The 26,544-nt window shown below is 32.9% G+C and carries 24 protein-coding genes; 21 read left to right on the top strand and 3 right to left on the bottom strand.

Annotation, left to right across the window (positions count from 1 at the left end; all coding sequences use genetic code 11):
- Positions 1–16: 16 nt before the first annotated feature.
- A complete protein-coding gene (locus Q0828_RS11810) occupies positions 17–1,564 on the bottom strand; it encodes a response regulator (RefSeq protein ID WP_298420845.1) in 1,548 nt (515 codons plus the stop codon).
- A gap of 92 nt (positions 1,565–1,656) precedes the next feature.
- Between Q0828_RS11810 and Q0828_RS11815 the strand changes: the two genes are divergently transcribed.
- From Q0828_RS11815 to Q0828_RS11875, 13 genes are all read left to right on the top strand, one after another.
- Positions 1,657–2,886: an HD domain-containing protein gene (locus Q0828_RS11815; RefSeq protein WP_298420847.1), complete on the top strand. Its 1,230-nt coding sequence runs from the start codon at positions 1,657–1,659 to the stop codon at positions 2,884–2,886.
- A 24-nt stretch (positions 2,887–2,910) separates the two neighbouring features.
- Positions 2,911–3,939, top strand: a complete 1,029-nt coding sequence (gene lpxD, locus Q0828_RS11820) for a UDP-3-O-(3-hydroxymyristoyl)glucosamine N-acyltransferase (RefSeq protein WP_298420849.1) — start codon at positions 2,911–2,913, stop codon at positions 3,937–3,939.
- The gene (locus Q0828_RS11825; RefSeq protein ID WP_298420851.1) at positions 3,932–5,353 is read left to right on the top strand and encodes a bifunctional UDP-3-O-[3-hydroxymyristoyl] N-acetylglucosamine deacetylase/3-hydroxyacyl-ACP dehydratase; all 1,422 of its coding nucleotides are present in this window, start codon (positions 3,932–3,934) and stop codon (positions 5,351–5,353) included. Before lpxD ends, Q0828_RS11825 begins: the two co-directional genes overlap by 8 nt.
- 57 nt (positions 5,354–5,410) lie before the next feature.
- The gene (gene lpxA / locus Q0828_RS11830; RefSeq protein WP_298420853.1) at positions 5,411–6,196 is read left to right on the top strand and encodes an acyl-ACP--UDP-N-acetylglucosamine O-acyltransferase; all 786 of its coding nucleotides are present in this window, start codon (positions 5,411–5,413) and stop codon (positions 6,194–6,196) included.
- Positions 6,197–6,214: 18 nt separating this feature from the next.
- Entirely contained in the window at positions 6,215–6,781 is a 567-nt protein-coding gene (gene efp, locus Q0828_RS11835; RefSeq protein ID WP_298420855.1) for an elongation factor P, read from the top strand.
- A gap of 81 nt (positions 6,782–6,862) precedes the next feature.
- Positions 6,863–7,807: a UDP-3-O-(3-hydroxymyristoyl)glucosamine N-acyltransferase gene (locus Q0828_RS11840; protein ID WP_298420857.1), complete on the top strand. Its 945-nt coding sequence runs from the start codon at positions 6,863–6,865 to the stop codon at positions 7,805–7,807.
- A gap of 146 nt (positions 7,808–7,953) precedes the next feature.
- Positions 7,954–8,826, top strand: coding sequence for a succinate--CoA ligase subunit alpha (sucD, locus tag Q0828_RS11845; protein ID WP_298420859.1), 873 nt, complete (start codon positions 7,954–7,956; stop codon positions 8,824–8,826).
- 195 nt (positions 8,827–9,021) lie between these two features.
- Positions 9,022–9,270: a hypothetical protein gene (locus Q0828_RS11850; protein ID WP_298420861.1), complete on the top strand. Its 249-nt coding sequence runs from the start codon at positions 9,022–9,024 to the stop codon at positions 9,268–9,270.
- A 271-nt stretch (positions 9,271–9,541) separates the two neighbouring features.
- Positions 9,542–12,517 carry a M16 family metallopeptidase gene (locus Q0828_RS11855; RefSeq protein ID WP_298420863.1) on the top strand — a complete coding sequence of 992 codons (2,976 nt, stop codon included), beginning with the start codon at positions 9,542–9,544 and terminating at the stop codon, positions 12,515–12,517.
- A gap of 229 nt (positions 12,518–12,746) precedes the next feature.
- Positions 12,747–13,493, top strand: coding sequence for a 3-oxoacyl-[acyl-carrier-protein] reductase (fabG, locus tag Q0828_RS11860; protein WP_298420865.1), 747 nt, complete (start codon positions 12,747–12,749; stop codon positions 13,491–13,493).
- 22 nt (positions 13,494–13,515) lie between these two features.
- A complete protein-coding gene (locus tag Q0828_RS11865; RefSeq protein ID WP_298420867.1) occupies positions 13,516–14,058 on the top strand; it encodes a hypothetical protein in 543 nt (180 codons plus the stop codon).
- 123 nt (positions 14,059–14,181) lie between these two features.
- The gene (locus Q0828_RS11870; protein WP_298420868.1) at positions 14,182–16,098 is read left to right on the top strand and encodes a VWA domain-containing protein; all 1,917 of its coding nucleotides are present in this window, start codon (positions 14,182–14,184) and stop codon (positions 16,096–16,098) included.
- Positions 16,099–16,127: 29 nt separating this feature from the next.
- The gene (locus Q0828_RS11875) at positions 16,128–16,943 is read left to right on the top strand and encodes a prohibitin family protein (RefSeq protein WP_298420869.1); all 816 of its coding nucleotides are present in this window, start codon (positions 16,128–16,130) and stop codon (positions 16,941–16,943) included.
- 127 nt (positions 16,944–17,070) lie between these two features.
- Here the strand turns inward: Q0828_RS11875 and Q0828_RS11880 are convergent, their stop codons facing one another.
- Together Q0828_RS11880 and Q0828_RS11885 are read right to left on the bottom strand one after the other, a co-directional pair.
- On the bottom strand, positions 17,071–17,634 hold the full coding sequence (locus Q0828_RS11880) for a hypothetical protein (protein WP_298420871.1): 564 nt from the start codon (positions 17,632–17,634) through the stop codon (positions 17,071–17,073).
- Between the two features lie 56 nt (positions 17,635–17,690).
- Positions 17,691–18,524, bottom strand: coding sequence for an OmpA family protein (locus tag Q0828_RS11885; RefSeq protein WP_298420874.1), 834 nt, complete (start codon positions 18,522–18,524; stop codon positions 17,691–17,693).
- A gap of 346 nt (positions 18,525–18,870) precedes the next feature.
- On the opposite strand from Q0828_RS11885, the gene hisG reads away from it, so the two are divergent.
- The 8 genes from hisG (at position 18,871) to hisIE (ending at position 26,476) form a co-directional block, all read left to right on the top strand.
- The gene (gene hisG / locus Q0828_RS11890; RefSeq protein ID WP_298420876.1) at positions 18,871–19,728 is read left to right on the top strand and encodes an ATP phosphoribosyltransferase; all 858 of its coding nucleotides are present in this window, start codon (positions 18,871–18,873) and stop codon (positions 19,726–19,728) included.
- Complete coding sequence (gene hisD, locus Q0828_RS11895; protein WP_298420878.1) at positions 19,728–21,011, top strand: histidinol dehydrogenase; 1,284 nt, start codon at positions 19,728–19,730, stop codon at positions 21,009–21,011. Before hisG ends, hisD begins: the two co-directional genes overlap by 1 nt.
- A 48-nt stretch (positions 21,012–21,059) precedes the next feature.
- Entirely contained in the window at positions 21,060–22,106 is a 1,047-nt protein-coding gene (hisC, locus tag Q0828_RS11900; RefSeq protein WP_298420880.1) for a histidinol-phosphate transaminase, read from the top strand.
- A gap of 168 nt (positions 22,107–22,274) precedes the next feature.
- Positions 22,275–23,408, top strand: coding sequence for a bifunctional histidinol-phosphatase/imidazoleglycerol-phosphate dehydratase HisB (hisB, locus tag Q0828_RS11905; protein WP_298420882.1), 1,134 nt, complete (start codon positions 22,275–22,277; stop codon positions 23,406–23,408).
- An 80-nt stretch (positions 23,409–23,488) separates the two neighbouring features.
- Entirely contained in the window at positions 23,489–24,070 is a 582-nt protein-coding gene (hisH, locus tag Q0828_RS11910; RefSeq protein WP_298420884.1) for an imidazole glycerol phosphate synthase subunit HisH, read from the top strand.
- Positions 24,071–24,240: 170 nt separating this feature from the next.
- Positions 24,241–24,960, top strand: coding sequence for a 1-(5-phosphoribosyl)-5-[(5-phosphoribosylamino)methylideneamino]imidazole-4-carboxamide isomerase (hisA, locus tag Q0828_RS11915; RefSeq protein ID WP_298420886.1), 720 nt, complete (start codon positions 24,241–24,243; stop codon positions 24,958–24,960).
- Between the two features lie 9 nt (positions 24,961–24,969).
- Positions 24,970–25,725 (top strand): imidazole glycerol phosphate synthase subunit HisF, encoded by a 756-nt coding sequence (gene hisF / locus Q0828_RS11920; protein ID WP_298420888.1) that lies wholly within the window; start codon positions 24,970–24,972, stop codon positions 25,723–25,725.
- A 151-nt stretch (positions 25,726–25,876) separates the two neighbouring features.
- Positions 25,877–26,476 (top strand): bifunctional phosphoribosyl-AMP cyclohydrolase/phosphoribosyl-ATP diphosphatase HisIE, encoded by a 600-nt coding sequence (gene hisIE / locus Q0828_RS11925; RefSeq protein WP_298420890.1) that lies wholly within the window; start codon positions 25,877–25,879, stop codon positions 26,474–26,476.
- Positions 26,477–26,544: the final 68 nt, after the last annotated feature.

Genomic DNA, 26,544 nt, shown 5'->3' on the forward strand with positions numbered 1-26,544 from the left:
GCTTATTTTTATGACATTATCTTGGCGATAAAACTGCAAACGGAATAATCATTTCTTCTAAAGATACACCACCATGTTGGTAGGTATTTCTGTAATAACTTACGTAATGATTGTAATTATTTGGATATGCAAAAAATAAATCTGTCTTTGCAAAAATAAATGAACTACTCATGTTGATTACTGGTAAGTGAATTGTTTTTGGATCTTTAGCTGCTAACACATCTTTTTGTTCGTAGGTAAGACTTCTACCAGTTTTGTAACGTAAGTTTAGACTTGTGTTTTTGTCTCCAACTACTTTCGAAGGATGTTTTACATTAATTGTCCCGTGATCAGTTGTGATAATCAATTTAAAACCTAAACGTTGCGATTGTTGTATGATATCTAATAAAGGAGAGTTTTTAAACCAACTTTGTGTTAATGATCTGTATGCTTTGTCATCAGAAGCTAACTCTTTTACTACATCCATTTCAGTTTTAGCATGTGAGAGCATGTCTACGAAATTATAAACTACAACTGTTAAGTCATTGTCTTTTTGGGATTTAAAGTTATCTGCGAGCTTCTTTCCGCCTTTTAAACTGGTGATTTTATGATATTCATGCTTGATATTTAGTCCCAAACGCTTTAATTGCGCTTTTAGGAAATCATTTTCATGCAAATTCTTTCCGCCTTCATCAGTATCATTCTTCCAGTATTCAGGATGTAGTTTTTCCATGTCAGAAGGCATTAAGCCAGAGAAAATAGCATTTCTAGCATATTGTGTTGCGGTAGGTAAGATGCTCACAAAAGGAACTTCTTTCTCTTTCTTATAATGTGTATTTACAATTGGTTCAAATGCTTTCCATTGATCGTAACGTAAATTATCAACTACTACTAATAAAGTAGGTTGTGCTTTGCTAATTTCTGGCATAACCAATTCTCTAAATAAAGTGTGCGACATTATAGGCGCTTCTTCATTTCCAAACCAATCAGGGTAATTTCTATCAATGAATTTTCCAAACTGAACATTGGCTTCGTGTTTTTGAGATTCTAAAATTTCAAACATTCCAGTATCTTCAATATCTTCCAATTGTAATTCCCAATAAATCAACTTTTGATATAGCTCAATCCATTCTTCAATCGAATTTACCATTGCCATATCCATAGCAATCTTTCTAAATTCTTGCTGATAATTAGATGTAGTTTTTTCCGAAATTAAACGCGAATGATCTAAATTTTTCTTTAAGCTCAATAAAATTTGATTCGGATTTACAGGTTTAATCAAGTAATCGGCAATTTTAGAACCAATTGCTTCTTCCATAATATATTCTTCTTCACTCTTCGTAATCATTACTACAGGAAGATTATTTTGTTTAGCTTTTAATTCAGAAAGCGTTTCAATTCCTGTTAAACCAGGCATGTTTTCGTCCAAAAGCACAATATCATACCGATCTTCATCAATCAGTTCTATTGCTTCTGTTCCGCTAGTACACGTGGTAACGTCGTAATTTTTTTTCTCTAAAAATAAAATGTGTGGTTTTAATAAATCAATTTCATCATCAACCCAAAGAATCTTGAATGCACTCATGTATGTCTTTATTTAGTATATTATTAGTAAGGTGTCTTGTTTAATGTACTTATATTTGTGCTTATTCTTAAAAACGTATAAAAAAGTACAAGTTGAATACTAGAAATAAGCTTAAGATTTTAAACGACCCAATTTACGGATTTATTACAATTCCAAATCCGTTAATTTTTGATCTCATTGAACATAAATATTTTCAGCGCTTACGCAGAATCTCGCAAATGGGGATGTCATATTTGGTATATCCAGGTGCGCATCACACACGTTTTCATCATGCGTTGGGTTGTATGCACTTAATGCAAAAGGCAATTCAAGTCCTTTGTTTTAAGGGAGTTAAAATATCTGAAGAAGAAAAACAAGCATTGTTAATAGCTATATTATTGCACGATATTGGTCACGGACCTTTCTCACACGCTATGGAGCATAGTATTGTAAATAGTGTCCATCATGAAGAGATTTCACTCTTACTCATGGAGCAATTAAACAAAGAATTTAACGGAAGTTTAACGCTTGCAATCGAAATATTCAAAGGGAACTACCCTCGAAAATTTATGTATCAGTTAATATCTGGTCAAATTGATATGGATAGAGCAGACTATTTAAAGCGTGATAGTTTTTATACAGGTGTTGCTGAAGGAAATATCAATTCAGAACGAATTATTACCATGTTAAGCGTTGTAGATGATGAATTGGTGATAGAAGAAAAAGGAATCTATTCTGTTGAAAAATTTCTAGTTGCACGCAGATTAATGTATTGGCAAGTGTATTTGCACAAAACAAGTTTAGTAGCTGAGCAATTATTAATTCGTGTACTAAAAAGAGCCAAAGAACTCACATTACAAGGAACAGAATTAAAAGCAAGTGCAGCTTTATCTTTTTTTATTCGAAATGAAATATCTATTGAAGATTTCAATTATGAAGTATTAGATACTTTTGCAAAGCTTGACGATTATGATATTGTATCTGCAATGAAAGAATGGATGAATGAAGATGATTTTGTATTATCTAATTTATGTAATATGATTATTAACAGAGATTTACTTCGTATTAAGATCAAAAACAAAAAGATATCCGCAAAAAAAGTTCAAAATGAAACACAGAGCTTACTAGAAAAACATAATATTTCAGAAGCTGAAGCCTCGTATTTTGTGTTCTCAGGCGAAATATCTAATCAGGCATACAAAACCACAAGTCAAAACATAAACATTTTAATGAAGACTGGAAAAATTCAGGATGTTGTCAAGGCTTCAGATCAATTAAACCTAAAAGCACTCTCAAAACCAGTCACAAAATATTATATATGTTATCCAAAAGATAAACTTTAGGAGTTTTTTTATACTTTTGCCAGAATGAAGTTTACAGCGACACAAATAGCGGGTATTTTAGAAGGAGATATCATAGGTGATCCAAACACTGAAGTATCCAAACTTTCAAAGATAGAAGAAGGGACAGAAGGTTCATTAACTTTCTTAGCAAATCCCAAATATACACAGTACATATATAGTACGCGTGCATCCATTACAATTGTAAATAAAGAATTTAGTGCTGAAGAAGATTTAACAACAACATTAATTAAAGTTGATGATGCATACAAATCATTCTCAAAGCTTTTAGAATACTACAATAAAGTAAAACTGAATAAAGTTGGAATAGAACAGCCAGCGTTCATTTCAGAAACAGCTACGTACGGAAAAGAACTCTATTTCGGAGCATTCTCATACATGGGAGACAATGTGAAAATTGGTGATTACGTTAAAGTATATCCAAACGCATACATTGGTGATAATGTAACTATTGGTAACAATGTCGTTATTTTCGCTGGAGCTAAAATTTACTCAGAATCCGTAATTGGTGATAACTGCGTAATTCATAGTGGAGCCATTGTAGGTGCAGACGGTTTTGGCTTTGCACCAAATGAAAAAGGAGAATATCAAAAAGTTCCACAAACTGGAAATGTAATTTTGGAAGCGAATGTAGACATTGGCGCAGGAACTACAATTGATAGAGCTACACTTGGTTCAACAGTCATCAGAAAAGGAGTAAAGCTTGACAATCAAATCCAAATTGCACACAACGTAGAAATTGGAAAAAATACGGTAATTGCAGCGCAAACAGGAATTGCGGGTTCAACCAAAATTGGAGAAAACTGCATGATCGGTGGGCAAGTTGGAATCGTAGGACACATTACTATTGGTGACAACGTAAAAATTCAAGCACAATCAGGAATAGGGAGAAACATAAAAGATGGAGAAACATTACAAGGTTCTCCAGCATTAAACTATGGAGATTACAACAAATCGTATGTATACTTCAAAAATCTTCCTAAACTTGCAAAAACAATCAATCAACTAGAAAAAAAAATAAACAACAATGAGTGAGATTATTGTTAAACAAAAAACCATCGCCAAAGAAATATCGCTAAAAGGTGTTGGATTACACACAGGGAAAGAAGTATTACTAACTTTTAAGCCTGCGCCAGAAAATCATGGATACGCTTTTATGCGTGTTGATTTAGAAGGAAATCCGATAATTGAAGCAGATGCTAACTACGTAGTAAATACACAGCGTGGAACAGTTTTGGAAAAAAGAGGTGTCAAAATTCAAACATGCGAGCATGTGTTAGCTGCATTAGTTGGATTAGAAATTGACAATGTTCTTATTGAATTAAACGAATCTGAGCCTCCAATTATGGATGGTTCGGCAAAATTTTTCTTAGAAGCTATAGAAGAAGCTGGAATTGTTGAGCAAGATAAACCTCGTGAAGAATATATTGTAAAAGATGTAATCTCATACATTGATGAAGAAACAGGAAGTGAAATCACAATCATTCCTTCTGATGAATACCAAGTAACTACAATGGTTGACTTTGGTACGAAAGTATTAGGAACACAAAACGCAACCTTAAAACACATATCTGATTTCAAAAAAGACATTGCTAGTTCAAGAACATTTAGTTTCTTACACGAATTAGAAATGTTGTTAGAACATGGTTTAATAAAAGGTGGTGATTTAAATAATGCTATTGTATATGTTGATAAAGAATTATCTCCAGAGACAATGGACAAACTAAGAGTTGCATTTGGAAAAGATAACATTGCAGTAAAACCGAATGGAATCTTAGATAACTTAACATTACATCATCCAAATGAAGCTGCACGTCACAAATTACTTGATGTAATAGGTGATTTAGCATTAGTTGGTACACGCATTCGCGGAAAAGTGATAGCTAACAAACCAGGACATTTTGTAAATACTCAATTTGCTAAAAAACTAGCGAAAATTATAAAAATAGAGAAGCGTAACAATGTCCCAACATATGATTTGCATAAAACTCCTTTAATGGATATCAATCAAATCATGACGATGTTGCCACATAGACCACCATTTTTACTTATTGATAAAATATTAGAATTATCTGATAGACATGTAGTAGGAGTGAAAAATGTAACTATGAATGAACCATTCTTTGTAGGACATTTTCCAGGAGCACCAGTAATGCCAGGAGTATTACAAGTAGAAGCAATGGCACAAACAGGAGGAATTCTAGTTTTAAGTACTGTTCCTGATCCAGAAAATTACTTAACATTCTTCATGAAGATCGACAAAGTAAAATTCAAGCAAAAAGTAGTACCTGGTGATACATTAATTTTCAAAACGGAATTAATAACTCCAATACGAAGAGGAATTTGTCACATGCGCGGGTTTGCCTATGCAAACGGAAAAGTAGTAGCCGAAGCAGAATTAATGGCGCAAATTGCACGAAAAAAAGAAGAAGACATAGTAAAAAAATAACACGGTATACAATACTGTGTAGAGAATCTAACGAGAAGAATAACTAAAACAGAGTAGATGAATCAACCTTTAGCATACGTTCATCCAGGAGCAAAAATCGCCAAAAATGTAGTTGTAGAGCCTTTTACAACCATCCATAACAATGTTATCATTGGTGAAGGAACTTGGATCGGTTCAAATGTAACCATCATGGAAGGTGCACGAATTGGGAAAAATTGTAACATTTTTCCAGGTTCGGTAATTTCAGCACCACCACAAGATTTAAAATACCAAGGAGAAGATACCATTGCAGAAATTGGCGACAATACTACCATACGTGAATGTGTAACCATAAATAAAGGTACTTCGGATCGTATGAAAACAAAAATTGGTAAAAACTGCCTTATTATGGCGTATTGCCACGTTGCACACGATTGTATTGTTGGAGATAACTGTATATTTTCAAATAACAGTACATTGGCAGGACACATTACGGTTGGAGATCATGTGATCTTAGCAGGAATGACAGCTGTGCATCAATTTTGTTCTATTGGAAATCACGCCTTTGTTACAGGTGGTTCCTTAGTTCGTAAAGATGTTCCTCCATATGTGAAAGCGGCTCGTGAACCATTATCATATGTGGGAATCAACTCAGTCGGATTACGTAGAAGAGGATTTACAACAGAAAAAATTCGCGAGATTCAAAATATCTTTAGAATTTTATATCAAAAAAATTACAATAACACACAAGCTGCTGAAATCATTGAGGCAGAAATGGAAGCGACTACAGAGCGCGATGAAATATTACAATTCATCAAAAACTCTCACAGAGGTATCATGAAAGGATACATTGCTTCAAACTAAAAAATAAAATAATTACCAATGGCATCAACATCAGACATTAGAAAAGGATTGTGCATTCGTTACAACCACGACATATTTAAAATCATAGAATTTTTACACGTAAAACCAGGAAAAGGACCTGCATTTGTACGTACAAAACTAAAAAGTGTAACCACTGGAAAAGTAATTGATAACACTTTCTCTGCTGGACACAAAATTGAAGATGTTCGTGTAGAAACACATACATTCCAATATCTATACAGCGATGGAGATACATTTCATTTCATGAATACATCTGATTACAATCAGATTACACTTCAAAAGAATGTTTTAGATGCACCAGATTTATTAAAAGAAGGAGAAAATGTTAAAATCCTTATCAACTCTGAAGATAGCATGCCATTATCAGTAGACATGCCTGCAAGTGTTATTTTGGAAGTAACACATACAGAGCCAGGTGTTAAAGGTAATACGGCAACAAATGCTACTAAACCCGCAACGGTTGAAACTGGAGCGAGAGTAAATGTTCCTTTATTTATAAATGAAGGTGACAAAATTAAAATTGAAACAGAAAAAGGTTCCTACATGGAACGTATAAAAGAATAAATACAGTTAAAAAGCTCAATAATTACATATTGAGCTTTTTAATTTCTACACATCTGAAATAATTCTATAAAAAGCCCGCAGATGAAATTCCCTAGAATACATACACTTAAAGAAATTTCCGAAATCATAAACACTTCATATGTTGGAGATGATTCATTTCCTGTACATGGAATGAATGAAATACATGTAGTTGAAGCTGGAGATATTGTTTTTGTCGATCATCCAAAATACTATGACAAAGCATTGGAATCAAAAGCTACCATTGTATTAATCAACAAAGAAGTTACTTGTCCAGAAGGAAAAGCATTATTAATTTCAGATGATCCTTTTAGAGATTTTAATACACTTACGGATCATTTTAGACCTTTTGTAAGTGCTTCAGCATCAATAGCACCTTCTGCAAAAATTGGGGAACGTACGGTAATTCAGCCAAACTGTTTTGTAGGGAATAATGTTACAATTGGAAATGATTGCGTAATTCATGCAAATGTGGCAATTTATGATAATGCTGTTATTGGAAATAATGTTACAATTCACTCCGGAACTGTCTTAGGAGCAGATGCTTTCTATTACAAAAAACGCCCAGAAGGTTTTGATAAATTGCGTTCTGGTGGACGTGTTGTTTTAGAAGATAATGTAGATTTAGGTTCATTATGTACCATTGATAAAGGTGTTACAGGTGATACAACTATAAAAGAAGGGACAAAAATTGACAATCAAGTACACATAGGTCATGATACTATAATTGGAAAGAAATGTTTAATAGCTTCGCAAACAGGAATTGCAGGTTGTGTTATCATTGAAGATGAAGTAACCATTTGGGGACAAGTAGGAATCACAAGCGGAATAACTATTGGTGCAAAAACAGTTATATCTGCACAGTCAGGAGTTAGTAAAGGATTAGAAGGAGGAAAAAGCTACTTTGGAACACCAGCAGATGATTTTAGAAAAAAATACAAAGAAATTGCGTCAATTCGTCAAATACCAGAATTGATAGAAAGAATAGAAAATTTAGAAAAAAAATAGTAAATTTTATAGAAACTATTTGTTGAATTTACTCCATTTTTCAGGAAATAAGAAGAGTGAAAATCAATTCGCAGATAAAACTGAAAAAATACTTTATAAATAGTAGATAAAAAACTATTTTTGTTCAGCCAAAAAACAAATATCAAATGAGCGTTTTAGTAAACAAAGATTCAAAAATAATTGTTCAAGGATTTACAGGAAGTGAAGGAACATTTCATGCAGGTCAAATGATTGAGTACGGAACTAACGTTGTTGGTGGAGTAACTCCAGGAAAAGGTGGACAAACACACTTAGACAAACCAGTTTTTAATACAGTTGCAGAAGCTGTTGAAAAAGTAGGAGCAGACACTACAATTATATTTGTACCGCCAGCATTTGCTGCTGATGCAATTATGGAAGCTGCTAATGCAGGAATCAAAGTAATTATTACAATTACAGAAGGAATTCCTGTTGCAGATATGACAAAAGTTGCTGCATATATCGCTAATAAAGATTGTCGATTAATAGGACCTAACTGTCCAGGAGTAATTACGCCAGGAGAAGCAAAGGTTGGAATTATGCCAGGATTTGTTTTCAAAGAAGGAAAAGTAGGAATCGTTTCTAAATCAGGAACATTAACATATGAAGCTGCTGATCAAGTAGTAAAACAAGGATTAGGAATTACAACTGCTATTGGTATTGGAGGAGATCCAATTATTGGAACAACTACAAAAGAAGCTGTTGAATTATTAATTAACGATCCAGCTACTGAATGTGTAGTAATGATTGGTGAAATTGGTGGTCAATTAGAAGCTGATGCTGCTAAATGGTACAAAGAAAATGGAAGTAAAAAACCAGTTGTTGGTTTCATCGCAGGTGAAACTGCACCAGCAGGACGTACAATGGGACATGCAGGAGCTATTGTTGGTGGAGCTGATGATACAGCAGAAGCTAAGAAAAGAATTATGCGCGAATGTGGAATTCACGTTGTAGATTCTCCAGCAGAGATTGGAAAGAAAGTAGCAGAGGTGATGGGATAATTCATCATAGCATAAAATATAAAAGCGCAGTATCAATAAGATACTGCGCTTTTTTTTATGTTAAAATTTAAAAATCAGCAAGTTATATTGTTTTATATCTTCTTACGATTTATGAATATGAAGAATACTTTCTTTTAGATGTAGATTTCTCTTTATAGTTTTAGGTAAATTATTAACTATAAAAATATTTTAATCATGAAAAAAAAGAATCTAACAAGTTTATCACTTAACAAAAAATCAATCTCTAATTTAGGAAACAAAGATGCTGTTAAAGGAGGAATGAAAACTATTTCTTGTCAGCCAATAGGAATTTGTGGACCTCTTACAGATGATTGTGGAACGAATAATTGCGGAACACAAGTTGGATGTAACCAAACGAACTCTTGCCCTCAAACGGCTAATTGTTTTCCAAGTATTTCTTGTCAGCCAGTAGGTATTTGTTAAGTAAATACTATGATATATGAAGCGAACTTCGGTTCGCTTTTTTTGTGGAATCAAAACAAAAAGTATCTTATTTCCTTAAATAAAAATAGGTTAAAAACTACTAAAGATTTGTTCTTTTAAAAATTAACATTTAAACTGTAACAAAAGAGTTTTATAATAGACGTATCACGCATAAATTAATTAAATGTTAAAAAAATAAGGAATTATCATATCTTATATATAATAATCATATTTTTAGCGTTTAAGTTACTATAAACTAATCAAAATTATAATGAAAAGAATCAATCTGCTGCTGCTAATCGTTTGTACACTAGCGATTTTCAGTTGTAAACAAAAAGATGGTAGTTCTGATGCTGATGTCATCAAAATAGAACAACACAAAGATGCTAACGGTATATCATATGAAACCGTTACCAATGATCCAACTGGATTGCGTTTATATACTTTAGACAATGGACTAAAAGTATATTTAAGTAAAAACAGTGAAGAGCCAAAAATTCAAACATATATTGCTGTAAGAGCTGGTTCTAATTATGATCCAAAAGAAGCTACAGGTTTAGCACACTATTTGGAACATATGGTATTTAAAGGTACAGATGAAATTGGAACAGTAGATTGGGAAAAGGAAAAAGAATACCTTAAACAAATATCTGATTTGTATGAACAACACAAAGCAGAAACTGATCCAGCTAAGAAAAATGAATTATACAAGAAAATTGACCAAGTATCTTTAGAGGCATCTAACTATAGTGTTGCTAATGAATATGATAAAATGTCAAGTTCTTTAGGAGCAACAGGTACAAATGCATATACATGGTTTGAGCAAACGGTTTATACTAACAAAATTCCAGCTAATGAATTAGATAAATGGTTAAAGTTAGAAAATGAACGTTTTGGTAAATTAGTATTACGTTTATTCCACACAGAATTAGAAGCGGTATTTGAAGAATTTAACAGAGGGCAAGATAATGACTTTAGAAAAAGTTATGCTGCAATGTTAGATGGTTTATTTCCAAATCACCCATACGGACAACAAACTACAATTGGTACAGGAGAGCATTTAAAAAACCCTTCAATGGTATCAATTCACAACTACTTTGACAAATACTATGTGCCAAATAATATGGCAATGGTATTAGTTGGAGATTTTGACTTTGATGAAACAATCAAAAAAGTAAATGCTTCTTTCGGAACAATGGAGAAAAAAGAAGTTGTACATCCAACATTACCAAAAGAAGAAGCAATCACTTCTCCTGTAGTAAAAGAAGTTTTTGGGCCAACGGCTGAAAACATTTCAATCGCTTTCCGTACAGATGGTGTAAACTCTGAAGATGAAAAATTTGTAACCTTAGCAGATATGATTCTTGCGAACGGAAATGCAGGTTTAATTGACTTAAACTTAAATCAAAAACAAGTTGTGCAAAATGCAGGATGTTCTCCAACATTCTTAAATGACTACGGATACCACTCATTCACAGGATATCCAAAAGCAGGTCAATCACTTGATGAAGTAAAGAATTTGCTTTTAGAGCAAATTGAAAAACTTAAAAAAGGTGAATTTGACGAATGGATGATTGATGCTGTAATCAATGATTTAAAATTAAGTCAAACACAACAATACGAGAATAGTTCAGCTTTAGCAGATGCATATGTTAATGCATTTATTCACCATGAAGATTGGGCTAAAAAAGTAAAATTCTTAGGAGAACTTAAAAAAATCTCAAAGCAAGAATTAGTAGACTTCGCAAACAAATTCTACAAAGATAATTATGTAGTAACGTACAAACGTAAAGGAGCTGATAACTCTATCGTAAAAGTTCAGAACCCAGGAATTACGCCAGTAAAACTTAATAGAGATAAGAGTTCTGATTTCATAAAAGAATTCAATAAAATACAAGCTGAACCATTACAACCTAAGTTTGTAGACTTCAAATCAGCTATCAAGGAAACTAAATTAGAAAACGGAATCAAAGTTTCATACATCGAAAATGAGAAGAATGATTTATTCGATATGAATATCATTTTTGACATGGGAAGAGATAATGACAAAAAACTTGGTTTAGGAGTTGGATACTTAGAATACTTAGGAACTGACAAATACTCAGCAGAAGAATTAAAGAAAGAATTCTACAAATTAGGAATTAGCTACTATGTAAGCGCTGGTTCTGAAAAATCATATATTGGTTTAAATGGTTTAAAAGAAAATTTACCTAAAGGATTAGAGTTACTTTCTCACTTACTTGACAATGCAGTGCCAAATCAAGAAGCATATGACAAATATGTAGCGCAAATTATCAAAGGAAGACAAGATAACAAAACAAGAAAAGGTAGTATTTTACAAAGAGGATTAATGAGTTATGCTAAATATGGTGAAAACTCTCGTCTACGTAACATATACAGTAACTCTGACTTAGAGGCAATGAATCCTCAAGAATTAGTTGATATCGTAAAAGATCTTAAAAACTTTGATCAGCGTATATTCTATTATGGTAAAGATGTTGATGCAGCTGTAGCAGCATTAAATACAAACCATAAAGTTGCAGATGATTTAAAAGACTATCCTGCAGCAACAGATTACGTAGAACTTGAAACTGGAGGAAATGTATTCTTTGTTGATTATGATATGGTACAAGCAGAAATGATGTTCTTAGCAAAAGGAAGCCCTTTTAAGCCAGAAAACATGGCCGCTTCTACATTATTCAATACTTACTTTGGAGCTGGATTATCATCAATTGTATTCCAAGAAATTAGGGAATCTAAATCATTAGCATACTCTGCATATTCATTCTATAATCAAGCATCTGATAAAAACGATGCTAACTATGTAATGGCTTATATTGGAACACAAGCAAACAAAATGCCACAAGCAGTTGATGCAATGATGAACCTAATGAACGATATGCCTGAAGCTGAAGATCAATTCAATGCAGCAAAAGAAGCTACACTTAAAAAACTTGCTGCACAACGTATCACGAAATCAAATATTTTTTGGACGTATGAAAGACTTCAAAAACAAGGAATTGATTATGACCACAGAGAAGAAATGTACAAAGCAATTGAAAAAATGACACTTGCTGATTTAAAAGCATTCTTTAACGAAAATATCAAAGGAGAACAATACAACGTAATGGTGATTGGAAACAAGAAAGATGTTGACATGGATGCGTTATCAAAACTTGGTAAAATTCAAGAAATGGACATTGATTATCTTTTCAACTATGAAAAAGCAAAAGATATAAAACAATAAAAAAGATAAGCGCTTCGAAAGAAGCGCTTTTTTTATGTCAATATCTTTCTATCTAGCACTAAAAAAATTATATTTGAAGTATAAACACAAAGTTGTTTTTATAATAACTGTGTAAACGACTAAAAATAACAAACCATTCTAAAAATATGTGGCTATGAATAATAGCTATTATATAGAATCAATTATGTGAATGTTACATATAATTGAGAAAAGACATAAAAACAAACACATGAAATTACTAGAAGGCAAAACAGCCATCATTACAGGTGCAAGTAGAGGAATAGGAAAAGGAATAGCGCAAGTATTTGCAGCTCATGGGGCAAACGTAGCATTTACATACAGTTCATCAGTAGATGCTGCAAACGAGTTAGAAAAAGAATTAAATGCTTTAGGTGTAAAAGCTAAAGGATACCAAAGTAATGCTGCAGATTTTCAACAATCACAAGATTTAGCAGCAGAAGTATTAAAAGAATTTGGTTCTATAGATGTCTTGATCAACAATGCTGGAATTACAAAAGATAACCTATTAATGCGTATCTCGGAAGAAGACTTCGACAAAGTAATAGAAGTAAATCTGAAATCTGTATTCAACATGACAAAAGCGGTACAACGTACCATGTTAAAGCAACGTAAAGGTTCAATTATAAACATGAGTTCTGTTGTTGGTGTTAAAGGAAATGCTGGACAAACTAACTATGCGGCTTCAAAAGCAGGAATCATTGGATTCTCAAAATCAGTTGCTTTAGAATTAGGCTCAAGAAACATTCGTAGTAATGTAATTGCACCAGGTTTTATTGAAACTGAAATGACTGGAAAATTAGCAGAAGATGTTGTAAAAAGCTGGAGAGAAGCAATTCCATTAAAAAGAGGAGGATCACCAGAAGATGTAGCAAATGTATGTGTATTTCTTGCAAGCGATATGTCAGCATATATTACAGGGCAAGTCCTCAATGTTGACGGTGGAATGTTAACATAAAACCCACTAATAAAAATCACATATGAAGAAAACGTTTTTAGTATTAACAGTACTATTTCTGTCATTCAGTACTGTAGATGCACAAGATTGGACAAAATATAAATCGGAAGATTTAGCTTTTGTAGCCACGTTTCCAAAAGAACCGAAACGAACAGTACAAAAAGTAAATACAGCTGTTGGAGAATTAGATATGCACATGATTATGCATGCGCCAGTTGAAGGAGACGACAATGCCATATATTCAATAATTCGTTCAGATTATCCAGAAGCTCAATTTAAAGACGCAGATGATGATTATAATAGTGGCGTATTAGATGGTGCTGTTGAAGGCGCTGTTAAAAATGTGCAAGGAAAGCTTGTATATGACAATAAAGTCAAATTCAATGGGTATCCAGGAAGAAGTATCAAAATTAAAATGCAAGATGGATTTATTTATATCAATGCATATTTAGTTGAAAACCCTATGTTCATTACACAAGTAATTTGCTTAACAGACAAAGATAAAAACGCTAGTATTCAACGTTTTTTAAACTCTTTTGAAATCATTAAAACAAAACAAAACTAACGATTGCAAACAGTAACGATAGTATATATCAGTATAGCAGTAATATTTTCAGCACTTGTAGCGCTGTTTCATTATTACTACAAAACGAAAAAACGCACTAAAAAATTAGTGTTTTTTTCGTTTTTGAGATTCTTAAGTGTATTTTCATTATTACTCTTAATCATCAACCCAAAATTTAAACAAAAAAGTTATTTCGCGGAAAAGCCAAACTTAACAATTGCGGTTGATAATTCTTCATCAATTACTGAATTAGGATACGATGCTAAAGTCTTAGAAGTGTTGAATTCATTAAGAAATTCAAAAGAACTTCAAAACAAGTTTGAAATTGACACCTATACATTTTCAAACAAATTAATTGAAAATGATTCTATTAATTTTGATGGACAACAAACGAATATAGGCAAAGCTTTAGTAGATGTAAACAAGCTCTATAAAGATGTAATTGCACCTACAATTCTAATTACGGATGGAAACCAAACCTATGGAAATGATTATCAATTTCTTTCCTCAAAAATAAAACAACCTATTTTCCCTATCATAGTAGGAGACACCATAACATATGTTGATTTAAAAATTAATCAGCTTAACGCGAATAAATATGCGTATCTAAAAAATAAATTTCCAGTAGAAATAATTGCAACCTATACTGGAAACGAAACGGTTCAAACGAATTTGGTGCTTTCTTCCAATGGAAAGCGTTTGGCGAGTAAAGAACTAACGTTTTCTCCAACGGACAATTCACAAGTTGTCAATCTTAATATAGCAGCTTCAAAAATTGGTGTACAAACATTACAAGCTACATTAATTCCTTTAAATACAGAAAAAAACAAACAAAATAACATACGATACTTTGCCGTTGAAGTTATTGATCAGAAAGTGAAAATCGCACTGATTTCAGATGTCATTCATCCAGATTTGGGCGCATTGAAAAAAAGCTTGGAAAGCAATGAATTGCGTAGTGTTGATATTTTAAAATCGAATGAAGCTTCAAGTAAACTAAATGATTATCAATTAGTTATTTTCTATCAGCCAACACGAAAATTTCAACAAGTATTTGAAACAAGTGAGCAATTACAAAAAAATACACTTACAATAACTGGTACACAAACGGATTGGAATTTCTTAAATGATATCCAAACAAGTTTTAAAAAAGAAGAACTTTCAGAAACTGAAGAAGTTCAAGGACGTTTAAACACAAACTATAGTAATTTTTTAATAGATAATATTGACTTTTCAGAATATCCACCACTAGAAAATGCTTTTGGTGAAGTAGAGTTCAACGTTGCACATGAAATTATATTATCACAATTAATATCTGGTGTTTCTACTGATGGTGCTTTATTAGCAACTTATTCAGTAGATAATAAACGTGCAGCGATCTTAGCTGGTGAAAACATTTGGAAGTGGCGCGCACATAGTTTTTTAGCACAAGAAAACTTTATTGAATTTGATACATTTTTAGGAAAACTGATTCAATATTTAGCATCCAACAAAAAACGTGAACGGTTAACTCTTGGATATGAATCATTCTATTATGGAAATAGAGAAATTCAACTAACGGCACAATATTTCAATCCTTCGTACGAATTTGACGCCAATGCGAACTTAACGGCAATCATTAAAAATACAGATACTGAAACCACTACGACATACCCAATGTTATTAAGTGCTGGTTTTTATACAGTTGACTTAAACAGTTTGCCGTCAGGATCGTATGATTTTACAGTGAGAGCAGAAGGGAAGAATATTCGAAAATCGGGAAGTTTCAAAATATTAGAATTTGACATTGAAAAACAATTCTTAAATGCTGATACCATACGATTGCAAGCCATTGCAGATAAATCAAATGGAAAAACATTTCATGTAAATAATAATACAGCACAATTAATTTCTACCTTACTAAGTGATCAGCGTTTTAAAACTATTGAGAAAAGTAACGAAAAGGTCGTATCTTTGATAGATTGGAAATACTTGCTCGCATTCATTACAATTTGCCTCGCGTTGGAGTGGTTTTCAAGAAAATATAACGGACTTATTTAATAAAAGAACATAAAAAACAAAGAAACAAGATGGATAAAGTACCTAAAATTGGAATACCGTTGCTAGTTATAGCATTAATAGCAATAATTGTTGTAGTGAAATCTTCAGTAACAATTGATGCAGGACATGCAGGTGTATTATATGAAACATTAGGAAATGGAGTTGATTCTGACGAAGATGCTTTAGGCCCAGGATTTCATTTAATTGCACCTTGGAACAAAGTTATTGATTATGAAACACGTTTACAGGAAGTCCCTGAAGCGATGTCTGTATTATCTTCTAATGGATTAGATATAAAATTGGATGCATCTGTTCAATATATGCCTGATGTTGCTAATTTGGGAAGATTACACAATGAAAAAGGAGAAAGTTACTTAAGAAGTGTATTGCAACCTGCTGTTCGAAGTGCGGCACGTAGTGTAGTTGGACGTTATACTCCAGAACAATTATACTCTAGTAAACGTGATGCAATTCAACAAGAAATCTTTGAAGAAACAAAGAAAATAGTTGATGAGCAGTATATTATTTTAGAAAGAGTTTTAATTAGAGATGTTACTTTACCACCAACAATTAAACAAGCAATTGAACGTAAACTAAAGCAAGAACAAGAATCTTTAGAATATGAATTTAGATTAGTTACTGCACAGAAAGAAGCAGAGAAAGTACGTATTGAAGCACAAGGTAAAGCAGATGCAAACAAAATTTTAAGTGCATCATTAACGGATAAAATTCTACAAGACAAAGGAATAGAAGCAACTATAAAACTGTCAGAATCACCAAACAGTAAAGTAATTGTAATTGGTTCAGGAGATAGCGGAATGCCATTAATTCTTGGAAATCAATAAAAATCAAATCATGCATATAAAAAAAGGGAAACAATATTGTTTCCCTTTTTTTATATCAATCATTGAGTAAATTCAAAACTTATCGACTAAGCATAGTTGAAGCTCGGTTATTGAGCGTAAGTCGAAATCAAGTCTCAGAACTCAAACGTTTACTAAAATCAGTATTTCCAGCTTTTTTCAATACTGCTGCCTGACCTTTCCAATCATCACGTTCAATACGTCCTGGGAAAAAAGAAATCAATTCGGTTACAGTTTGCATGTCTTCTGGTGTAAACTTACTAATTTGATCAAAAGTGTAAATTCCAATCGTATTCAATTTCTCTTCAATGAAAGGACCAACACCTTTAATACGTTTCAAATCATCTTTCTGAGAAGCATCGGCAACGCCAAAGCTTTCAAAGTTCAAAGGCGAATTTTCAGTATCTATACTAGTATCTCCTTCAGAACCAACTGCTTTTCCAGAACGTTCACGCGTTTTTACAGCACGGACACCTTCAGAAGGAGCGTAATTTGTATTAATAATTTCAGCTTTTTTAGATTCGCATTCTTCAAGTAATTTTACATACTTACGTTTTGTCTTGCGTTTGGCAAAAAACCATCCTATCAGAAAGCATCCAAATCCAAGTATGAAAACGACAAAATATTCCCAACTAGTAACAGGAGTGAGGTTTTGTAAAAATAAAAGTGACATATGGTTAATCAGTTGTGTTAGTTAGTATTGGTTTGTAGGGTTTGAGTTATTTATAATTAATTATCTGTAACATTAATTTCAATTCGTCTATTCAATCGTTGTCCTTCTCTAGTATTTGGTGCTATCGGAGCTGTTTCTCCTTTAGAAGTAATCCTTAATCTAGAAGCATCAATATCTTGTGCAATAAAATAATCCATCACACTTTTAGCACGTTGTTTTCCAAACCACATATTCGCTTCAGCTTCTCCATTACTATCAGTATGACCAATAATTTCAACATGTTTCGTAGGATGTTTAACTAAAAAACTTTTCAATTCTTGCGCATATGCTTTCAATGTATTATCTGGTTTAAAGGTCTTAGAACCAAATCCAGCATACAAAATTTTAGACGCAATTCCTTTATCAATTGCTTGTATACGTTCATCTGACATTGTTTGATATTCATAAGCAAAACCATTCACATATGTGTCATTTTCAAATGTAATATCACTTTGTTTTGTTTGAAAAATAACACGATCTGTATTAATTCCAAAATCAGCCAATTTTTTCTTTACAGATTCACTTCGTGAAAGTGCAATAGTTCCATTTTCTGCTTTACTAAAAAAGGAAGTAATCACTAATTCTTCTTTCTGATGCTTATTTAAATAATCAAAATATGTCTGTAAAGGATTGGACGTGCTGTCTATAATCGACACAATATCCATATTTTTCTGAATAGAAAAAGGTAAAAAAGTAAGTGGTTTTTCTACAGGTTTTGGCGCAATAACTTTGGGTTCTTCAACTACAACCATAGTGTCTTCACATAAATTCTTTACTTTACATTCATAGTACTGAAAACCAAAGTAAAACCATGTGCAAAACAGGACAAAGGCAATAAAAAAATGTTTCATAGAGTGGGCTGGCTAATAACGCTTCTAAAAATAGGAATTCATTTTCGATATCACAATCTAAAAAAATAAAAATACAGTAATTCGTATCATATTTTCGATAAACGGCAATCATTGGACAAAAAAATATTTATATAAATAGTTGCAGACAATAAAAATTATTAATTACATTTGCATCAAATAAAACAACAAATGACATTTACACAATTACATCATCATCATTTTCACACTGGCAATCAAGCGAGATGATAATGTATTGAAGTAATTTAAAATATATTTAAAACCCGTTTGAATTCATCAAACGGGTTTTTTTATGCCCAATTTTTGACTTCAAACTAAAAAAACAAAAATGAAAAAGTTAAAAATTGCTATTCAAAAATCTGGGCGACTCAACGAAGATTCCCTTAAAATTTTAAAAGATTGCGGAATTTCCATCGACAATGGAAAAGATCAACTCAAAGCTTCTGCACGTAATTTTCCATTAGAAGTGTTTTATCTCAGAAATGGTGATATTCCACAGTATTTACGGGATGGTGTTGTAGATATAGCCATCATTGGAGAAAATGTATTAGTTGAAAAAGGAAATAATATTACCATTGCAGAAAAGCTCGGATTTTCTAAATGTAAAGTCTCATTGGCAATTCCAAAAGGAGAGACATACAACTCCGTAAAAGACTTCGAAGGCAAGCGTATTGCGACTTCATATCCAGAAACAGTAAAAACATATTTAAAAGAAAGAGATATCAATGCAGAGTTACACATCATCAATGGTTCTGTAGAAATTGCGCCAAATATTGGATTGGCAGATGCTATCTGTGATATTGTTTCTAGCGGAAGCACACTATTCAAAAACAATTTGAAAGAAGTAGAAGTAATGCTAAAAAGTGAAGCGGTTTTGGCGGTTTCACCTAAAATACAAGCAGAAGAAAAACAAATACTTCAAAAATTACAATTTCGAATTCAAGCTGTACTTACAGCACGAAGTTCAAAATACATACTATTAAACGCTCCTAATGAAAAAATAGAAGCCATTAGTAAAATTTTACCAGTTTTAAAAAGTCCAACAATACTTCCTTTAGCGGAAGAAGGCTGGAGTTCATTACATTCAGTAATCAAAAAAGAAGATTTTTGGGCGGTAATTGATGAACTCAAACAAAATGGAGCAGAAGGAATTTTAGTATGTCCAATCGAAAAAATGGTACTCTAATGAACAAAATATTTAACCCAAAACCAGCTAGTTGGACAACAATACTAGCACGACCAACACAAACTGTTGACGACATCGAAGCGACAGTTTCACAAATATTCTCGGAAGTTCAAAAAAATGGTGATCAAGCGATCAAAAAATATACATCGTTCTTTGATAATGTGAAGTTAGATGATTTAGTTGTCAGTCAAGCTGAAATTGACTCAGCAAACGCTGAAGTTTCAACAGAACTCAAAGAAGCCATTGCTATTGCAAAAACGAACATTAGCAAATTTCACAAAGCACAAGAAACACCAAAAATAGAAATTGAAACTACACAAGGAGTTCGATGCTGGCAAGAAAAAAGAGCCATTCAAAAAGTAGGATTGTACATTCCTGGCGGAACAGCACCATTATTCTCTACGATTTTAATGTTGGCAGTTCCTGCAAAAATAGCTGGTTGTAACGAAATTATCTTATGTACACCACCAAACAAAGAAGGAAAAGTGAATGCCGCAATATTATATACTGCACAACTATGCGGAATTACTAAAATATACAAAGTTGGAGGAATTCAAGCGATTGCAGGAATGACTTTTGGAACAGAAACCATTTCTAAAGTATACAAAATATTTGGACCTGGAAATCAATTTGTAACAGTTGCGAAACAATTAGCAACGAAATACGGAGTTGCCATTGATATGCCTGCCGGACCTAGCGAATTATTAGTAGTTGCAGACGAATCAGCAAATGCAGGTTTTGTAGCATCAGATTTATTAAGTCAAGCAGAACACGGAACAGACAGTCAGGTAATATTAGTGACAACCTCAAAAGATTTCTTAGAGAAAGTAGAAATTGCTGTAGAATCGCAACTAGCAACCTTACCGCGAAAAGAAATTGCAACCAAAGCGATAGCAAATTCAAAATTAATCTATGTTTCAACTGATCAAACTGCATTGGAATTAATCAATGAATACGGTCCAGAACACTTTATCATTTGTGTAAATGATGAAGATTTCTATACGAGAGGAATTCAAAATGCAGGTTCTGTCTTTGTTGGAAACTATACGCCAGAAAGTGCAGGGGATTATGCTTCTGGAACCAATCATACCTTGCCAACAAACGGCTATGCAAAAGCATACTCAGGTGTAAACCTAGGGAGTTTTCAAAAAAGCATGACGTTTCAAAAAATTACATCACAAGGAATTCAAAACATTGGAAATGCTATTGAACTCATGGCAGAAGCAGAAGGTTTACAAGCACACAAAAACGCCGTAACCCTACGATTAGAAAGTCTAAAATAACTCAGTTGTCATTCCTGCGAAGGCAGGAATCCAAAAGCTATAACAAAAATGATCAACATAGAAAATCTCATACGAGAAAACATAAAAACACTCAAACCGTATTCTTCTGCAAGAGATGAATATAAAGCTTCTGGAAGCAAAATGGTTTTTCTGGATGCAAACGAAAATCCATATGAAAATGGTGTCAATCGTTATCCAGACCCAAGACAAAAAGATGTAAAAGTAGCTTTAGCAAAGGTGAAAAATTGCAATCCAAAAAATATTGTCTTAGGAAATGGAAGTGATGAAATACTCGATTTGATTTTCAGAGCATTTTGTGAACCAAAAGAAGACAATATCATCATATTACCACCAACATACGGAATGTACAAAGTGTTGGCAGGTATTAATGATATAGAAACCAAAGAAGTATTATTAACACAATCATTTCAACCCAAAGCAGACGAAATTTTAAGCGCTGCTGACAAAAACAGTAAAATCTTGTTTTTATGTTCACCAAACAATCCAACAGGAAATAGTTTTGACAAAACAACGGTTGAAAAATTACTGAAAGAATTTAATGGAATTATAGTGATAGACGAAGCATATATAGACTTCTCTGGTCAAGAAAGTTGGTTGAATCGACTAGAGGAATTTCCAAACCTTATCATAACGCAAACGCTTTCAAAAGCGTATGGGATGGCAGGTATCAGACTTGGAATCTGTTATGCTTCGTTCACTATTGTTGACATTTTAAATCGTATAAAACCACCGTATAACGTAAATTTGCTGACGCAAGCGTATGCGTTGGAACGTATAGAAGATGCAGAAGGTGTGCAAATAGAAATTGTAGAAATAGAGAAGAATAAAACGCTATTGATCAATGCATTGAAAAGCATAAAATTCATCACTGAGATCTTTCCTTCGGATGCAAATTTTGTATTGGTAAAAGTAGATGATGCCAATATACGTTACAATCAATTGATAGAAAAAGGGATTGTAATTCGTAATCGTACGACACAACCTTTATGTGAAAACTGCTTACGATTAACGGTTGGAACTGAAAAAGAGAATGAAAAACTAATAGAAGAATTATTATCAATTTCGAAATCCTGAGTGTCATTCCTGTGCAGACAGGAATCCAAAAACAAAACTATAAGATGCTGAATCGAGTTCAGCATGACGAAAATTACAAGAAACGTCACACTGAACTTGATTCAGTGTCACACAAAAAATAAAACAAATAGATTCCTGCCTTCGCAGGAATGACAAAAGAAAAATATTATGCGTAAAGTATTATTCATAGATCGTGATGGAACGATCATTAAAGAACCAGCAGACGAACAAATAGATAGTTTTGAAAAACTAGAATTCTACCCAAAAGCATTGTCTGCACTACGAAAAATTGCAAGTGAACTCGATTTTGAATTGGTAATGATTACCAATCAAGATGGTTTAGGAACAGCAGTATATCCTGAAAATACATTTTGGCCTGTACATGATTTTATTTTGCAAACACTTGAAGGTGAGAATATTATTTTTGATAAAATTGTCATTGATAGAACATTTGCCAAAGACAATGCGCCAACACGTAAACCAAATACAGGTTTACTAACAGAATATTTCTCAGAAACCTATGATTTGAAAAATTCATTTGTCATCGGTGATCGTTTAACAGACATTGAATTGGCAAAAAATTTAGGTTCAAAAGGAATTTACATCAATGATGAAACGTTTTTAGGAACTGATGAGATTACAGTAAAACGCTCTGAATTAGATGAATATATAGGTTTAGAATCAAATGATTGGGATGAAATTTACACATACCTAAAAGCAAAAGAACGCAAAGCTTCATTGACACGAAATACGAACGAAACGAAAATTCAAATTGATTTAAATCTGGATGGAACTGGAAAATCTAACATAGATACGGGAATTTCGTTTTTCGATCACATGTTAGATCAAATTGCGCGTCATGGACAATTAGATTTAGACATTACCGTAAAAGGCGATTTAGAAGTTGACGAACATCATACAATTGAAGATACAGCAATTGCCCTAGGCGAAGTATTTGCGGAAGCCTTAGGAAATAAACTAGGCATAGAGCGTTACGGTTTCTGTTTGCCAATGGACGACTGTTTAGCGCAAGTGGCCATTGACTTTGGTGGAAGAAACTGGTTGGTTTGGGAAGCTGATTTCAAACGTGAAATGATTGGGGAAATGCCAACAGAAATGTTTTTCCACTTCTTCAAATCGTTTACAGATGGCGCAAAAGCGAATCTAAACATTAAAGCAGAAGGAACGAATGAGCATCACAAAATTGAAGCTATCTTCAAATCGTTTGCAAAAGCAATCAAAGCAGCGGTGAAAAGAGATGTAGAAAAAATGATTTTGCCATCAACCAAGGGAATGTTGTAAAATAGTTGTGAGATGTTAATAATGAGAACTGAGTTTCAAAGTATCTCAATACTAACATCTAAAATCTCAATACTATAAAAATGAAAGTAGTCATCATAAATTACGGAGCAGGAAACATACAAAGCATCAAATTTGCATTGCAACGACTTGGTGTGGAAGCGATTTTGAGTAATAATGTGGAAGAAATTAGAAATGCAGACAAAGTCATCTTTCCAGGCGTAGGAGAGGCGAGCAGTGCCATGAAAAAGCTAAAAGAAAGTCAACTTGATGCAATTATTCCAACGTTAACGCAACCAGTATTAGGAATCTGCTTAGGGATGCAATTAATGTGCAATACTTCAGAAGAAGGAAATACGAAAGGTTTAGGAATATTTGACACAGATGTTGTTCGTTTTTCTGAGAATGTAAAAGTGCCACAAATTGGTTGGAACACGATTCAAAATCTAGAAAGTCCTTTGTTTGCAAATGTTCGTGAGAATGAATATATGTATTTGGTTCACAGTTATTACGCTAAAAAATCAAGTGAAATGATCGCAGAAAGCACTTATGATATCAATTATGCATCTGCTTTGCAAAAAGACAACTTTTATGGTGTGCAATTTCATCCAGAAAAAAGTAGCAAAGCTGGAAGCAAACTATTAGAAAACTTTCTAAAACTATAAAGTAGTCATGAGATGTGAGAATTTAGAATTGAGAAGTTTCAAAGTACAGTTTGAATTCTAAATCAACCTTCACTAACAAAAGACAAACAAACAAATCAATAAAAAAGTAAAAAATAAGCGAGTAAAACAAGCAATCTCAATACTCATTACTAAAACCTCAATACTAACTCATGAGAATCATACCAGCAATAGATATCATCGACGGAAAATGTGTGCGTCTTTCCAAAGGTGATTACAACACAAAAAAAATATATAATGAAAGTCCATTAGAAGTGGCAAAGCAGTTTGAAGATGCTGGAATTCAGTATTTACATATGGTGGATTTAGATGGCGCTAAGGCGAAACATATTGTAAATTATAAAATACTAGAAGAAGTTGCTTCAAAAACGAATTTACAAATAGATTTTGGTGGCGGATTAAAGTCAGATGAAGACTTACACATTGCTTTTGAAAGTGGCGCAACACAAATTACAGGCGGAAGTATTGCTGTAAAAAATGAAGAAATTTTTACAAATTGGATTCAAAAATATGGCAGCGAACATATCATATTGGGCGCAGATGCGATGGATGAAAAAATTGCTATCAGCGGTTGGCAAGAAGAAAGTAATGAAGAATTGATTCCATTCATTCAAAAATACCAACAAAAAGGCATTGAATACGTAATCTGTACAGATATTGCCAAAGACGGAATGTTAGAAGGTCCATCATTTGATTTGTATGAAAAAATCCTTAAAAAATCGGATAGCAGTTTAAAGCTAATTGCTTCAGGCGGAATTTCTACTTTTGATGAATTACCAAAACTGAAAATATTAGGTTGTGAAGGTGTTATTATAGGAAAAGCAATTTATGAGAATAGAATTTCACTCAAACAGCTAGAAACATTACTTTAATTTAAAATCATGCTTACAAAAAGAATCATTCCTTGTTTAGATATTAAAAATGGACGCACAGTAAAAGGTGTCAATTTTGTGAATTTGCGTGATGCTGGTGACCCTGTAGAATTGGCAAAAATATATGCAGATGAAGGAGCGGATGAATTAGTTTTTCTAGACATATCTGCAACGGAAGAACGTCGCAAAACATTGCAGAAACTAGTATTAGATGTTGCTGCACAAGTAGATATTCCGTTTACAGTTGGTGGTGGAATTTCATCTACAGAAGATGTTGATCGATTGTTACAAGCCGGCGCAGACAAAGTCTCTATCAATTCAGCAGCGGTGAAACGACCAGAATTAATCAATGAACTAGCCTCAAAATTTGGAAACCAATGTATTGTGGTAGCAATTGATGCTAAAAATGTTGATGGAGAATGGATTGTACACTTAGTTGGTGGAAAAGTGCCAACTGATATCAAGCTATTTGATTGGGCAAAAGAAGTAGAAAAACGTGGCGCTGGCGAAATTCTATTCACGTCTATGGACAATGACGGAACCAAAGATGGATTTGCTAATGAAGCGTTGGCGAAACTATCAGAAATCGTAAACATTCCAATTATTGCCTCAGGAGGCGCAGGAAATATGACGCATTTCAAAGACACTTTTGTTAATGGAAAAGCAGATGCTGCCTTAGCTGCGAGTGTTTTCCACTTCAAAGAAATTGGAATTCCAGAACTCAAACAAAACCTAAAAGCTAACGGAATCAATGTGAGGTTATAGACTTCTTAGATTTTTAGATAGTTAGAAAAACACTAAGAGATAATAAATAGTAAATTTGTCACATCTAGTATTATTGAAAATATCTAGCGTAACTATCGAGATTCAAAACCAAATAACCAATACCCAATACCTAAAATCCAATTACCAAATAATGAACATCAATTTCAATAAAAATAACGACGGGTTAGTACCGGTAATCATTCAAGACAATACAACCAAAAATGTATTAATGTTGGGTTATATGAATGAAGAAGCATATACAAAAACTGTCGAAACGAAAAAAGTAACTTTTTTTAGTAGAACAAAACAACGTTTATGGACAAAAGGAGAAGAAAGTGGAAATTTTCTTAATCTGATAAGCATTCAAAATGATTGTGATGAAGATACGTTATTAATCAAAGTAAAACCTGCCGGACCAACGTGTCATAAAGGTTCAGATACATGTTGGAATGAAGAAAATACCACGTCTTTTGGATTTCTAAATCAATTAGAAGACACGATACAAAATCGTAAAGAAAATAAAGAGGATGAAAAAAGTTATGTTGCTTCTTTATTTCGAAAAGGAATTAATAAAATTGCACAGAAAGTAGGAGAGGAAGCTGTAGAAGTTGTCATAGAAGCCAAAGATGAGAATGATGATTTATTCTTAAATGAAAGTGCAGATTTATTGTTTCATTATTTAATATTATTGCAAGCAAAAGGTTTTAAGCTCAATGATATTGTAAATGTGTTGAAGAGTAGAGAAAAGTGATTCAATTTGATAACATAAAAATACATAAATATGTAATGAATTAATTTTTGAATAATTCATTTTTTAAT

The sequence above is a fragment of the uncultured Kordia sp. genome (assembly GCF_947496985.1).
Taxonomy (GTDB): Bacteria; Bacteroidota; Bacteroidia; order Flavobacteriales; family Flavobacteriaceae; genus Kordia.